14 protein-coding genes and 1 riboswitch are annotated in these 12881 nt (G+C 45.2%); of the genes, 6 read left to right on the top strand and 8 right to left on the bottom strand.

The genetic code is table 11. The annotated features are described in order from the left end of the window. The first annotated feature begins 144 nt into the window (after positions 1-144). The gene (purD, locus tag ACFGVR_RS04635; protein WP_448701462.1) at positions 145-1419 is read left to right on the top strand and encodes a phosphoribosylamine--glycine ligase; all 1275 of its coding nucleotides are present in this window, start codon (positions 145-147) and stop codon (positions 1417-1419) included. Between the two features lie 27 nt (positions 1420-1446). On the opposite strand, the gene ACFGVR_RS04630 is transcribed toward purD, so the two are convergent. The 4 genes from ACFGVR_RS04630 to ACFGVR_RS04615 all read right to left on the bottom strand — a co-directional run bounded on the left by ACFGVR_RS04630 (position 1447) and on the right by ACFGVR_RS04615 (position 4355). Beyond that, the gene (locus tag ACFGVR_RS04630; protein WP_448701461.1) at positions 1447-1638 is read right to left on the bottom strand and encodes a hypothetical protein; all 192 of its coding nucleotides are present in this window, start codon (positions 1636-1638) and stop codon (positions 1447-1449) included. 82 nt (positions 1639-1720) lie between these two features. After that, positions 1721-1906 carry a hypothetical protein gene (locus tag ACFGVR_RS04625; protein ID WP_448701460.1) on the bottom strand — a complete coding sequence of 62 codons (186 nt, stop codon included), beginning with the start codon at positions 1904-1906 and terminating at the stop codon, positions 1721-1723. 103 nt (positions 1907-2009) lie between these two features. Continuing rightward, the gene (locus tag ACFGVR_RS04620; RefSeq protein ID WP_448701459.1) at positions 2010-3149 is read right to left on the bottom strand and encodes a redoxin domain-containing protein; all 1140 of its coding nucleotides are present in this window, start codon (positions 3147-3149) and stop codon (positions 2010-2012) included. A 21-nt stretch (positions 3150-3170) separates the two neighbouring features. Beyond that, positions 3171-4355, bottom strand: coding sequence for a formimidoylglutamase (locus ACFGVR_RS04615; RefSeq protein WP_448701458.1), 1185 nt, complete (start codon positions 4353-4355; stop codon positions 3171-3173). A 73-nt stretch (positions 4356-4428) separates the two neighbouring features. On the opposite strand from ACFGVR_RS04615, the gene ACFGVR_RS04610 reads away from it, so the two are divergent. Both ACFGVR_RS04610 and ACFGVR_RS04605 read left to right on the top strand, forming a co-directional pair. Then, complete coding sequence (locus ACFGVR_RS04610) at positions 4429-5406, top strand: NAD-dependent epimerase/dehydratase family protein (RefSeq protein WP_448701457.1); 978 nt, start codon at positions 4429-4431, stop codon at positions 5404-5406. 151 nt (positions 5407-5557) lie between these two features. Next, positions 5558-6850, top strand: coding sequence for an HAD-IB family phosphatase (locus ACFGVR_RS04605; protein ID WP_448701456.1), 1293 nt, complete (start codon positions 5558-5560; stop codon positions 6848-6850). Between the two features lie 65 nt (positions 6851-6915). Here the strand turns inward: ACFGVR_RS04605 and ACFGVR_RS04600 are convergent, their stop codons facing one another. The 3 genes from ACFGVR_RS04600 to ACFGVR_RS04590 all read right to left on the bottom strand — a co-directional run bounded on the left by ACFGVR_RS04600 (position 6916) and on the right by ACFGVR_RS04590 (position 9389). Continuing rightward, positions 6916-7392: a universal stress protein gene (locus ACFGVR_RS04600; RefSeq protein WP_448701455.1), complete on the bottom strand. Its 477-nt coding sequence runs from the start codon at positions 7390-7392 to the stop codon at positions 6916-6918. Between the two features lie 60 nt (positions 7393-7452). After that, positions 7453-8766, bottom strand: coding sequence for a voltage-gated chloride channel family protein (locus ACFGVR_RS04595; protein WP_448701453.1), 1314 nt, complete (start codon positions 8764-8766; stop codon positions 7453-7455). Positions 8767-8791: 25 nt separating this feature from the next. Further along, a riboswitch (Fluoride riboswitch) is annotated at positions 8792-8856 on the bottom strand. 38 nt (positions 8857-8894) lie between these two features. Continuing rightward, the gene (locus tag ACFGVR_RS04590; RefSeq protein ID WP_448701451.1) at positions 8895-9389 is read right to left on the bottom strand and encodes a hypothetical protein; all 495 of its coding nucleotides are present in this window, start codon (positions 9387-9389) and stop codon (positions 8895-8897) included. A gap of 144 nt (positions 9390-9533) precedes the next feature. Here ACFGVR_RS04590 and ACFGVR_RS04585 point away from each other — a divergent pair, with 144 nt between their 5' ends. After that, positions 9534-10217 (top strand): DUF6250 domain-containing protein, encoded by a 684-nt coding sequence (locus tag ACFGVR_RS04585; protein WP_448701450.1) that lies wholly within the window; start codon positions 9534-9536, stop codon positions 10215-10217. A gap of 46 nt (positions 10218-10263) precedes the next feature. After that, on the top strand, positions 10264-11214 hold the full coding sequence (locus tag ACFGVR_RS04580; RefSeq protein WP_448701449.1) for a tryptophan 2,3-dioxygenase family protein: 951 nt from the start codon (positions 10264-10266) through the stop codon (positions 11212-11214). Here the strand turns inward: ACFGVR_RS04580 and ACFGVR_RS04575 are convergent. After that, a complete protein-coding gene (locus ACFGVR_RS04575) occupies positions 11211-11672 on the bottom strand; it encodes a hypothetical protein (RefSeq protein ID WP_448701448.1) in 462 nt (153 codons plus the stop codon). The two genes, ACFGVR_RS04580 and ACFGVR_RS04575, sit on opposite strands and share 4 nt — an antisense overlap. A gap of 94 nt (positions 11673-11766) precedes the next feature. On the opposite strand from ACFGVR_RS04575, the gene ACFGVR_RS04570 reads away from it, so the two are divergent. After that, entirely contained in the window at positions 11767-12831 is a 1065-nt protein-coding gene (locus ACFGVR_RS04570) for a branched-chain amino acid aminotransferase (RefSeq protein ID WP_448701447.1), read from the top strand. The last annotated feature ends 50 nt before the right edge of the window (positions 12832-12881 follow it).

The raw sequence follows: 12881 nt of genomic DNA, 5'->3' as shown, positions 1-12881 counted from the left end.
CTGTCCACTCATACTGCACAGGCATTAGCCACAGGCCGGTATCCGCTGCCATCCCTAACGCGGAAGCAATCGTCTAAGATTAGAAGATGTTCCATTTCTGCTTTTACCTTTCAGCCTTTAGCTCAAAAACCTATCTTTGCCCGCATGAATATCCTCATCATCGGTAGCGGCGGCCGCGAAAGTGCCTTCGCCTGGAAACTGGCTCAAAGCCCTAACTGTTCGCAATTGTTTATTGCCCCGGGTAACGCGGGTACCGGCCAGTACGGCACTAACGTAAACCTGAAGGTTGCCGATTTTGCAGGCATCCGCAATTTTGTGTTGGAGAATAATGTTGAGTTGGTTTTGGTTGGCCCCGAAGAACCGCTGGTTAAAGGTATTCACGATTTCTTTTTAGCCGATGAGCAATTGAAAAACATCCCGGTTATTGGCCCGCAGCAACACGGAGCGCAGTTGGAAGGCAGCAAGGATTTCTCGAAAGAATTTATGTTCAGGCATCACATCCCTACTGCGGCATCTAAAACATTTACTAAAGATACTTTGGATGAGGGCCTTACTTACCTGGCCACAGCCGGTTTGCCGATAGTGCTTAAAGCCGATGGCCTGGCTGCCGGTAAAGGTGTGCTCATCTGCACTACCTGGGAAGATGCACAGCACGAACTGAAAGCCATGCTTGCCGATGCAAAATTTGGCGAAGCCAGCAGTAAGGTGGTTATCGAACAGTTTTTACAAGGTATCGAGCTTTCGGTTTTTGTGATGACCGATGGTAACAGCTATAAAATACTGCCATCGGCAAAAGATTATAAACGTATTGGCGAAGGCGATACCGGTTTAAATACCGGCGGTATGGGTTCGGTTTCGCCGGTGCCGTTTGCCGATGACGCGTTTTTGAAAAAAGTTGAAGAGCGCATTGTGATCCCAACCGTTGAAGGCTTGAAGAAAGAGAACATCCCCTACAAGGGTTTTATTTTTATTGGCCTGATGAACTGTGAAGGCGAACCTTATGTGATAGAATATAACTGCCGCATGGGCGACCCGGAAACAGAAAGCGTAATGCCAAGGATCGAATCAGACTTTTTAGATCTGCTGTTAGGTGTTGCCAATGGTGATATAGACCAACGCGAATTAAAAATATCATCTAAAACAGCTGCTACAATAATGTGCGTGGCCGGTGGTTATCCCGGTGAGTATGTAAACGGTAAAGCTATAAGCGGTATTGACAACGTGCGTGATTCGATCGTTTTCCAGGCGGGCACAGTGCTTGACGGTGACGAAATTAAAACAGCCGGCGGACGTGTATTGGCCGTAACCACTTTACAGGATAATTTATTCGAAGCATTGCAACACGCCACAACTGATGCCGCACGCATTTACTACGATGGCGTTTACTTTAGGCGCGATATTGGGTTCGACCTGATTTGAGCGATAGATGAACTGAAATAGCGTTTTTTACGACGAAACACTGTTGTATAAAGTTTGCGGAACATTCCCTGAACCTGCCGGGCCGGTTACTAAATAGGGATAATGAGGCGTATTCTTGAGTTCATGAATGCTGCTAATATTTCCTTTACCATTTACCTCATTATTTGAAATTAAGGTAAGCTCGGGCTGAAGCCATGTTTTCTTTGGTACGTTTTCCATTTGGGACATAGGTTGTCAATAAATTTAACTGGTATTTAGTTGATTGGTGAACGGGAGAGTAAGTATTTATCAGACATACGATTCAGGACATTACATTATTATAAGCTGCGGTACTTACTGTAGCCGAACCACCATGCACTACCGACGAAATATGATGATTACCGGTACGGACCTCTCTTAATGATGAGTTGGGGCCGCCACCATAGATGGTGTGGTTTACAGGCATTACGAGTAATACCGGTTGTTGCCATAGCTTTTTCTTGTCCATTTTATTTAAAAGGGGGATTTTAAATTCGGAGTTAGAGGTAGTATTATTTAGTAGCGATAAGTTGTTAATACTTACCGCTTTTGTAATGTTAATTTATCATTTACTACTTCAGCACCTCGGCCAGCTTCGCTTCCAGATCGGCACCGCGCAGGTTTTTAGCGATGATCTTGCCGGTTGGGTCTAACAGGTAGTTTTGCGGTATCGAGTTTACCTTATACAAAACGCCGGCCTGGTTTGCCCAGTATTTCAGGTCGGATACCTGTGTCCAGGTCAGGCCATCATCCTTAATGGCTTTAAGCCAGGCAGCCTTACCATCTTCACGATCAAGCGATACGCCTAAAACAGTAAAGTTTTTAGCTTTATACTGGTTGTAAACTCTAACCACGTTAGGGTTTTCCTGGCGGCAGGGGCCGCACCATGATGCCCAAAAATCGATCAGTACATATTTGCCGCGTAATGATGACAGGGTAACCGGTTTGCCCGATGTATCAGCCTGGGTAAAATCGGGCGCTATTGAGCCAATAGCGGTTGTTTTGGCAATATCAAGCATTTGTTTAAATGATACGCCACCTTCGGTGGTCCTTACTTCGGGTGCAAGCGTATTGAATATTTTCTCCATCTCGAACGGATCGGCAGACGAATTATTGATGGTACCCAAAGCTGCCAGGCTGATGAAGCTTTTAGGATTATCGGCAATAAATTTGCGCATTACCTCTTCTTCTTGCGCCAAAGCAACCTTGTATTTGCGTTGTATGGAGTTTTGAAAATACGGGCTTATCTTCAACGCGTCGGCTGCTGTATCAGCTTCGTGCAATACGGCCGCTTTCATTTCGTCGGTAGGTTTTAGCGCAGTCATCAGCAACTTATTGTCGTCGTTCACCTTCGAGCCGGTTATGGCGGCTTTCGAAACTGAATCGGCACTGGTTAAAGTAATAGTGCTTTTTTCGAGGTAGAAATTGAGCAAGTCAGACCCACGTGGAATTTTACTTAGGCCCGTGCCTTTGGCATCAATTACAATGGTAGCGGCTACCGGGCTGTTTAAATGCCCTTGAAAAGTAGCCTCGCCATTAACAATTGCCGACGAATCGATAACATTTTTACCGGCAACCTGGTAGCCCAAATAAACTTTAGCAGGCGCGCCTATGGTACCGATCTTGGTTTTAAGGGTAAAGTTTGTGGCCGGGGCCTGGGCAAAAACAGCGGCAGGGATCGCTGCCATCAGCATTAAAAATATCTTCTTCATTATTACTTTTTTACAATTCATTTATACCAGTTTTTGGTAAGTGCGCCACCACAGGTCGGGCATTTCGCCTGATACAGCCAGGTTATAATCTTCATACCGGCAAGGTACCAAATGGAAACGTTCGTTTTTTGATCCCCCGGTTGGATAAGGCACCTGCATCCACCAGCGATCGCTTTTTTTACTTTTTACAAATACCAGTTCATGGTCCTCGTGTGTTAAACTGGTTTTATAGATCAAATATTGTGAGCGCGGTTGTAAAGGGAAATCTTTTTTACGGTTATAATAACCATCAATAAAGTACCATATCATCTGCGAAAGCAAAATAGCCGTTTGCCCGTTATTGTCATAAGCCGGGTTAAACTCGTAAAAACCGATGGAGCTTAATTTATCGTTAAAGCCCGCGTACCGGCAAAGCTGGCAGGCCTCTTCGCCGTAAAAACCGTTTGGGGTGGCGTTAGTATTTCCCGGCGCGTCTGACGAGCGGATGGCGCCGATATCAAAGCTCACCATGGTGGCGTTACGGATAACAGGCTCGGCAACGCCAATTTGCCCGGTTAGCTCGCCCAGGCGGTGCACATCAAAAAATAGTTTGTCCATTACCCTTAAGCTTTCCTGGCTGGCAAAATAAGTTTGATAACCTAAGTTACTGTAGTTAAACAGGTAGTTGGGCTCGTGTAAAAATATGCGGTTTAAATATGATATCGAGGTTGTTTCAAGGCTTTGCTCCGAAAAATCATCGTTCAGATCAAAAAGCGCATCGATGGTTACCACATCAACTTTTTGCTCAAGGTCTTCATAAGCCATATACTGGGCATAAGTCAGATCCTGCCCTCCGCCGATGATAACCGGAACAATATCATTTCTGATCAGTTCGTTAACTACGGTTTTTATCGCGAAATAGGTATCGGTTACAGTGGCTCCCTGGCGGATATTGCCCAGGTCGGCTATTTTAACAGTGTAAGCGCCTTCGTTTAACTGGTACAGCCGCTCGCGCACATAGTCGGGGCCTAAGGCGCAACCCGAATTATCTACCGATTGCCTGTCCTCGAGCACGCCGATCAAAGCGATATCGGGCTTATTCTCATCCAAAGAAGGAAAATTTCCCGAATAGTGGTCTATCTTCATACCAAGGTGACTGGTATAATAGCCCTTTTTAGGCGTAATTTTTTTTAGATCGATGGGTGTAAAGAAATCAACTAACGACATATACCTGTAATCAAACGACCAAATATCAACTTATTTTGCATTAAATTGCACCGTTTTAAAAAAAAGTCCAAGCATGATACTGGTAACAGGTGCAACAGGTTTTGTGGGAGCAGAAGTGGCAAGGCAGCTTGCCGCCGCCGGAAACAACTTAGTTTGCACAAAACGTAATACATCGGTCATTCCGCCGATACTTCAAGCTTATTCCGGTCAGATCAACTGGATTGAAGCCGATATGCTGGATATTTTTGCTTTGGAGGATACCATGCAGGGCATTACGCAGGTTTATCATTGCGCGGCATGGGTATCATTTAACCCGGCCGATAAAAAGCGAATCATTAAAACCAATGTAGAAGGTACGGCCAATATTGCCAATTTATGCGTGCAATACGGTGCGCGGCTGGTACATGTAAGCTCGATCGTGGCTATTGGCGATGCCAAACCCGGCGCCCTGATCACCGAAAATAACCACCTGGAAGAAACTCCGCACGAAGACGGGTACGCCATATCAAAATACGAAAGCGAGATGGAAGTTTTTAGGGCCATTGCCGAAGGTTTGGATGCGGTGGTGGTTAACCCCTCGCTTATTATCGGTAAAAACGCAGGCAAAACAGGTACGGGCATTATTTTTAACAAGGTACGCAAAGGCTTAAAATATTACACCAACGGCAGCCTGGGCTGGGTGGATGTGGAGGATGTTGCCAAATGCATGATAGCCCTGATGAACAGCAACATTACAGCCGAGCGCTATATCATCAGCGCCGAAAACCTGGATTATCAGTATGTTTTTAACGAAGCGGCCAACTGCTTTGGCGTAAAAGCACCCGCTACCGAAGCCAAACCCTGGATGCTTAACCTGGCCTGGCGTGCATCGGCAGTAATGAGTTTGCTGGCGGGCAAACCTAAAGGCATCGATAAAACATCCGCGCAGGCTGCATCAAAAAACACTAATTTTAATAATGCCAAAATAAAGCAAGCTATCGGGATCGGATTTAAACCGGTTAGCTTGTCGATCAAAGAGATTTGTGAAGCGTTGGCTGATGGTGAGAGGTGAGTGGTGAATAGTGAGTAATGAATTGTGACTGGTGTTTTTGCCATGAACCATGATCTATGAACCATCAACCCCCTACTCCGCACTAATCGCAAAAAAGCCTACCAGTTTTGTGGTATTTTTTAGCACATTTGCACATCTGCAAATAAAATAAATGAGTCCATACTTTATTATAGATTTCGACAGCACTTTTACCCAGGTTGAGGCGCTGGACGAACTGGCACGTATTTCGTTAAAAGACCATCCCGACAGAGAAAAGATCTACACACAAATTGAAGACCTCACTAACGCTGCGATGGAAGGCCGCTTGTCGTTTTCTGAAAGTTTAGAGGGTCGGGTTAAGCTGCTTCAGGCTAATCAAAATCATTTAAAACTGCTCATCAGGCATTTGCGGCGCAAGGTTTCGGCATCGTTTTCGCGCAATAAAACTTTTTTGCGCGATCACCAGGATAAGGTACTCATCGTTTCGGGCGGATTTAAAGAGTTTATCATCCCGGTTGTTACCGAGTACCATATTAAAAAAGAGAACATTTATGCCAACACCTTTGTGTTTGACGAGGAAGGCAATATTATAGGTTACGATAAAGAAAACCCGCTTTCGCAGGAGGGCGGCAAAGTTAAGCTGCTGAAAAAGCTAAACCTGCCCGGCGAAATATTTGGTATCGGCGATGGCCACTCGGATTTTCAATTGAAAGAGTCGGGTATGATAGATACCTTTTTTGCCTTTACCGAGAATATAGAGCGTAAGGCTGTAGCCGAAAAGGCCGACCACGTTACGCCAAGTTTCGACGAGTTTTTATACCTCAATAACTTCCCGAGAGCGATATCGTACCCTAAAAACCGCATTAAATGTTTAGTGGTTGGCAATATTGCCGATGAAGCCCTGAGCTACCTGGAAAAGGAGGGCTACAATATCCGCGAACGCAAAAACATTGAAGACAAGTACCTGCAGGAAGCCGGCATTTTGTTTTGCGACGAGGAAAACCAACCTACACCCGAGCAATTGATAGCTGCGCCAAGGCTAAAAGTTGTTGGCTGCTTTGGCAGGCTACAAAGCCGTAAACTGGCCGAAATTGCCTGTGAGCAAGGCATCATTATTTTTGACGATCCGCGGCATAACCCACGTAATGTTGAGTTTTTACCACGCCGGGTGATGGATTTTATGAACGAAGGTAAAACGCATATGAGCTGCAACTTCCCCGAGCTGCAGCCACCACGTGTAAATAATGCACACAGGCTGATACACATCCATAAAAACGTGCCGGGCATTTTGGCTAAGATAAACGAGATATTTGCCGGGCATGATATCAACATTGTGGGTGAGTTTTTGGTGACCAACACCCAGATTGGTTATGTAATAACCGATGTAAATGCCGGGTATGACGAGCAAGTGCTAAGTGCGCTGAAAAAAATACCGCATACTATAAAATTCAGGTTGCTTTATTAAAGCACGCAAAGGCGTTGAGTTTTTTTTGATATCCTGCTTTGCGACTTATGCAACTTTGCGCGAGCTTACTTTTCTTCCTCATGTAGCGGTACAACCAAAACCGGTACCGACGAGTGGCGCACCACATCTTCGGATATGCTGCCCATAAAAAAACGGTCAAGCCCGGTGCGGCTATGCGTACCTAAAACCACCAGGTCGGCATTAAATTTAGCTACGCATTCCAAAATAGCATCAGCTGTTGAACCAAACTCGTTAAACTGGGTAACCTGCAGATCGCCGCCAAGTCGTTTGATCGTGTTTTCTATCAGTTTGCTTGAGTATTCCTGTTGTATACTTACTATTTCGGGCCCGTCAACATTAATTGCGGGCATAATTGACCCAACCATGCTCGGGTCGGTAGGCTGCGACATAATTACCGGTTCGGTTATGTGTACCAAAGCCACCTGAGCATTATAAGTATGAGCAATTGCAAAGCCGTATTCGGCGGCATTTTCGGAATATTTGCTATCGTCGATGGCTATCAGTATCCGTTGAAATTTCATGACTGCTGTTTTAGGTACTGATATAACAATATACAGCCAATAAGTTTTAAAAAAAAACGCTTATAATTTGTATTTTGAAAATTTGAGCCTGAAATATCCTGCCGGTTCAACCCCGTTTTTTTGCGACGGATAAATACCCGAATGCCCGCTGGATAAATAAGCTATAAAACAGGCGATGGCAAAAAACACCACGTGCTCTGGCCCGAATAACTCCATACCCATGAGCGTGCAGGCTACCGGGGTTTTAGTAGCACCCGCAAATACAGCGATGAAACCCAAAGCGGCAAACAAGCTTAGCGGTGCGCTTAAAAATCCGGCCAGGGTATTACCCAGTGTGGCGCCTATGTAAAATAAGGGCGTAACCTCGCCGCCTTTAAAGCCGGTGCCTAAGGTTATGGCAGTGTAAATCAGTTTCCAGAGCCAGCTTAACAGGTGAGCACCGCCTTGCGAAAATGCCGATACGATAGTTACTGCGCCGGGATGCTCAGGTTCCACACCAAGGCTAAGATAATCGGGTTTGCCTAATGCGCAGGTCAGGCCAATGATGATCAGTCCGCCGCAAACAGGTATCAGCCAGGTAAGCCTCATCCATTTTAAAAACAACTTTTTGATGGTGTGTGTAGCTTCCGCAAAAGCGAGGCTAACCAAACCAAACATGATGGCTGCAAAAGCCACCTTTAAAAACAGGAGCAGGGTAGTGCTGATATTGGCCGCCTCAAAGTAATGCCCTGCGGCAACATAATCGATGTGGTAGGGCGTATGTTTAATATGCCAGGCCGAAACGGTAAGGTCGCCCACAAAGCCTGCAATCAGGCAAGGTATTAACGCTGAATAATGTAAGCGGTTCAGCGTTAAAACTTCGATGGCAAAAATCGCCCCGGTTAATGGCGTGCCAAAAACAGCCCCGAAACCTGCGGCAATACCCGCAGTTAGCATCACCCGCATATCCTGGGGATCAAGTTTAAACAGATCACTGAACAGGCGGGCAACGCTGCCGCCAATTTGTACTGCTGTACCCTCGCGCCCAGCCGAGCCGCCAAATAAATGAGTAATTACGGTGGTAACTAAAATTAGTGGCGCCATGCGTTTGGGTACGCCTGCCCCGGGCCGGTGTATCTCGTCGATGATGAGGTTATTGCCGCGCTCGGCCGATTTACCGTACAGCTGATAAGCAAAGTGTATGGCTATCCCCGCCAGGGGTAAAAAATATAAAAGCCAGGCGTGCTGAAAACGGTAGTGTATGGCCCAGCTCAGCAACCATAAAAACAAGGCCACCATACTGCCAATTGCAGCGGCAACAGGTACAACCAACAGTACACGATTGGTTAAGTATTTAATTAAAATGGAGCGGGTTGGTAGTTCAAGTTTTGACATAGTGCACCTGTAAAATAAATAAATTTATTTGGCAGGCGTCATCAGCTTTGCAGCGGTTCAATTAGGTGGTACACCATCACCTTTTTAGTATGTGTCAAATTTGTATAAAAAGATCGGCAAATGCAATATTAAAACTTAATGCCTTCCATAATAGGTTTAAAATAATCCTGCACATTGGTTTGATGCACCACAACTGTTTTTGAAAATACAAACGAGCTCAGTTTAACGGTACCATCAATATTGAGCGCGCTTTTACCGGCAAACAGGTTTGACAGCGACAATATTTCGCCGGGATGCAGCAGGTTGATCTTCACGCTTATGGTATGTTCGGCCGAAGAGTTACCCTGGATAACAATAGGGGGGCAGGTTTGTGTAATGTGGGCAATCACCCTATTATCTGCTGATACATCCATCTCGGCCTCTTTAGCGGTAATGTTGTAGCTGTTTTGATTTTGAACAGGTACCACGGCTTCAAGCTCAATACCGCTTAAGCCGATGCTTTTGACATTAACGTTATGGATATCCCCAATTTTAAGGTCTTTTGGTTTGCCGCAGCTGCTTATGAGCGCCATAATGGCAATTACCATTAACAATTTGATACAGGTACTGATGTGCTTTTTCATGATATGATAACGCAAAACTGCATACTATGATTGTAAAAAATAAATTTATTACCAAATGTTATCCATCACACTACAGGATGGTTGGGCGGATAATGTTTGTTAAGATTGACTGTTATAAACCTTTTACAGATCTTTCCTGAAAATATGAGAAAAAAAGCTACTGTATTGTTGTGCCTGTTTTGGGCAGTAATTGTCAATGTTAAAGCGCAAAACAACAAACTGCTTTACAGCGATGATTTTAATAAGCCGCTCAATACCAGTACCTGGATAACCGAAATGGAGCCTGCACCTAACTCGGGTGTATATACGCAACACGGTGCCCTGGTGCTCAATACCCGTAAGGGTGTAACCGTATGGTTCAACCAGTTGCTGAAAGGTAATATCCGGATAGAATTTGACCGCGCCGTTGTGGTTGATACCGGCAAGAACGACCGCCTGTCGGACTTTAACGTATTCTGGATGGCAGATGATCCGTACGGCGATAACCTTTATGTCCGCAAAGGTAAACTGGAGGATTATGATGCTTTGCAGTTGTACTATGTTGGCATGGGTGGTAACACTAATAAAACTACCCGCTTCCGTAAATACCTGGGCGATGGCACCAAACCGCTGATACAGGAATATACAGATGCCGCACATTTGCTGCAGGCTAATAAAACTTATCATATCAGCATTATTGTTGATCAAAGCATTACCAGTTACTGGGTAGATGGGCAATGCTATTTTACTTATACTGATGCGAAGCTTTTAAACGCGGGTTACTTTGGATTCCGATCCACCTGGTCGCGACAGGAGATTAGAAATTTCAGGGTTTACCAGGTGCAGTAGTGTTTGCTAATTATGCGTAATTTTGACCAGAGTTAACCGGCCAATTATGCACATTACGCCCGAAATAGAAGAACGTTTACAGCGCCTGCAGGATAAATACGAAGCTATGGGCCAGGATATGACATCATACCTGGACGGCTTGCTTCACGCGGATTTTTTAACCTATTGGGATTATATCCACCTGGATACCTTGCTAAGCCTGCAAAACCCCAAAACGCCGTTCCCGGATGAAGAGATCTTTATTATTTACCACCAGATAACCGAATTGTATTTTAAACTGGTTTTGCACGAATGCCGGCAGATAGCCAGCCATCCAGCGCTTACCTCCACATTTTTTGCATCCCGCTTAAAGCGGATAAACCGGTATTTCGAGGCGTTAACACAGTCGTTCGAAATTATGGTTGATGGGATGGATAAAGAACAGTTCCTGCAATTCAGGATGAGTTTGTTACCGGCAAGCGGTTTTCAAAGCTGGCAATACCGCATGATCGAGATCCACGCTACCGATTTTATTAACCTGGTGGCCAAAGATAAACGCGATGAACTGCGCAATGCTTCGCTGGTTGAACAGTTTGAGCATATTTACTGGAAATTTGGCGCTACCGAACTATCTACCGGTAAACAAACGCTTACCCTTAAACAGTTCGAAAAAAAATATGCCAAAACCTTTATTGAACTGGGCGAAGCGTCAGTGGGCAATAATTTTAACGCGCTGCTATCCCGCTTAAAAAACCAGGGCGAAGATACCACCGCAGTTGAGAACGAACTGCGGCAGCTTGATGTACATGTTAACGTAAACTGGCCGCTGGCGCATTATAAATCGGCGGTGCGTTACCTTAACCGCGAACCCGAAGAAATTAAGGCTACCGGCGGCACCAACTGGCAAAAATACCTGCCGCCACGTTTTCAGAAACGGATATTTTACCCAAGCTTATGGACGGCAGAGCAGATTGAGAACTGGGGCAAGGCCTGGGTTGAGGATGTATTGAAGTTTTAGTATCTCATAACTTTGATTAATTCCGGCGAAACGCTTCTGTCGATAGCCGCTTCTATCTCACCAAAATCTTCAAATTTATTGGTGATCATGATCACTTTTTGAGCATTTGAAACAGGCACCAGCACCAAACCGTGATTGGTTTTGTTAACCAGCCTGATGTCTGCAAAATTAAGGTTCAGGGTTCGTCTTGAAGGAATAGTAAGGGTTATGTCCTTATCGGTTATTTCAAGTTTGGTCAATTTAACTTGTTTAACAAGTTTGCGATGCGCATATACCGAGCTTGCCATAGACCATATTGTCAGCATAACAGCAGTTAGCCACGGAAAATATGCTTTGGTTAACGCAAGGTACATAATAAAGGCTCCACCAGCGGCCGATATCGCTATGCTTACATAAAAGGATTTTTGTAAACGATGGAGGCTATTTTCTTGCGGCAAGCAATATTCAGTAGTTTGCATTTTGTTGATATTACTTTTTGGTTACACTAAGTTATTATTTATTAAAACAAAAAAGCCGTAAATTGCGCTTTTTCAATATTAATCTCTCAATACGATGACAGAGACACTCGACATCACGATCACCAAAGTTGCCAAATCGCGTTTAGCAGAAACCGATTTTAGCAATTTGCCCTTTGGCCGCACCTTTAGCGACCATATGTTTGTTGCGGATTACGCCGACGGCGAATGGAAAAATTTCCAGATCGTCCCTTACGGCGAAATTGCTTTAAGTCCCGCTATTTCGGCTATTCATTACGGACAGTCGTTTTTTGAAGGTTTAAAAGCTTACAAACACGTCGATGGCAAGGTCTCTGTATTTCGCCCGTACATGAACGCCGAGCGTTTTAACAAATCGGCCGAGCGTTTGTGCATGCCCGAGTTGCCCGAAGATATTTTTGTACAGAGTATAGCCGCTTTGGTTGATCTGGATCAGGATTGGATCCCGACCCAGCCCAACCACTCGCTGTATATCCGTCCGTTTATGTTTGCTACTGATCCTTACCTGGGTGTAGCACCATCAAAAACGTATAAATACATGGTACTTACCGGCCCAACCGGCCCGTATTTTAGCAAACCGCTGCGTGTTAAGATCGAAACCAATTACTCGCGCGCTGTTGAAGGCGGTTTTGGTTTTGCCAAAGCTGCCGGTAACTACGGTGGTGCTATGCTGCCGCTAAAAAAGGCAGTTGAAGAAGGGTACGATCAGATCATTTGGACCGATGGTAAAGAACATGCCTATATGGAAGAGCTTGGCGCTGCCAACGTCATGTTTTTGCTGGATGGTAAACTGATCACCCCATCAACCCGCGATACCATTTTAAAGGGCGTTACCCGCGATACCGTTTTAACACTGGCCCGCGAATGGGGTTACCCTGTTGAAGAACGCCGCGTGAGCGTTGCCGAGGTTTTAGAAGGTGCTAAAAACGGCAAACTAAGCGATGCCTTTGGTGCCGGTACTGCCGCTACCATCGCGCCGATAGGCGAAATTGAACACGAAGGGCAGTTGTATACCCTGCCTGATCCATCGCAGCGCGAGTTCTCAAAAAGGGTATTGAAAACTTTGGACGAGATACGTTATGGCGTTACCGCCGATCCGTACGGCTGGAACTATATGGTTTAAAAGAACGATTTCCTGATATTTGAATAGCGACGGGTTTCAAACCCATCGCT

Source organism: Mucilaginibacter aureus (genome assembly GCF_053514885.1).
This window is presented reverse-complemented; position numbering and strand designations above follow the sequence as displayed.

Coding starts and splice junctions, on each gene's coding strand:
- ACFGVR_RS04575 (WP_448701448.1), bottom strand. CDS start 11,672: ATGCAAACTACTGAATATTGCTTGCCGCAAGAAAATAGCCTCCATCGT.
- ACFGVR_RS04570 (WP_448701447.1), top strand. CDS start 11,767: ATGACAGAGACACTCGACATCACGATCACCAAAGTTGCCAAATCGCGT.
- purD (WP_448701462.1), top strand. CDS start 145: ATGAATATCCTCATCATCGGTAGCGGCGGCCGCGAAAGTGCCTTCGCC.
- ACFGVR_RS04620 (WP_448701459.1), bottom strand. CDS start 3,149: ATGAAGAAGATATTTTTAATGCTGATGGCAGCGATCCCTGCCGCTGTT.
- ACFGVR_RS04625 (WP_448701460.1), bottom strand. CDS start 1,906: ATGGACAAGAAAAAGCTATGGCAACAACCGGTATTACTCGTAATGCCT.
- ACFGVR_RS04585 (WP_448701450.1), top strand. CDS start 9,534: ATGAGAAAAAAAGCTACTGTATTGTTGTGCCTGTTTTGGGCAGTAATT.
- ACFGVR_RS04615 (WP_448701458.1), bottom strand. CDS start 4,355: ATGTCGTTAGTTGATTTCTTTACACCCATCGATCTAAAAAAAATTACG.
- ACFGVR_RS04605 (WP_448701456.1), top strand. CDS start 5,558: ATGAGTCCATACTTTATTATAGATTTCGACAGCACTTTTACCCAGGTT.
- ACFGVR_RS04580 (WP_448701449.1), top strand. CDS start 10,264: ATGCACATTACGCCCGAAATAGAAGAACGTTTACAGCGCCTGCAGGAT.
- ACFGVR_RS04590 (WP_448701451.1), bottom strand. CDS start 9,389: ATGAAAAAGCACATCAGTACCTGTATCAAATTGTTAATGGTAATTGCC.
- ACFGVR_RS04630 (WP_448701461.1), bottom strand. CDS start 1,638: ATGGAAAACGTACCAAAGAAAACATGGCTTCAGCCCGAGCTTACCTTA.
- ACFGVR_RS04610 (WP_448701457.1), top strand. CDS start 4,429: ATGATACTGGTAACAGGTGCAACAGGTTTTGTGGGAGCAGAAGTGGCA.
- ACFGVR_RS04600 (WP_448701455.1), bottom strand. CDS start 7,392: ATGAAATTTCAACGGATACTGATAGCCATCGACGATAGCAAATATTCC.
- ACFGVR_RS04595 (WP_448701453.1), bottom strand. CDS start 8,766: ATGTCAAAACTTGAACTACCAACCCGCTCCATTTTAATTAAATACTTA.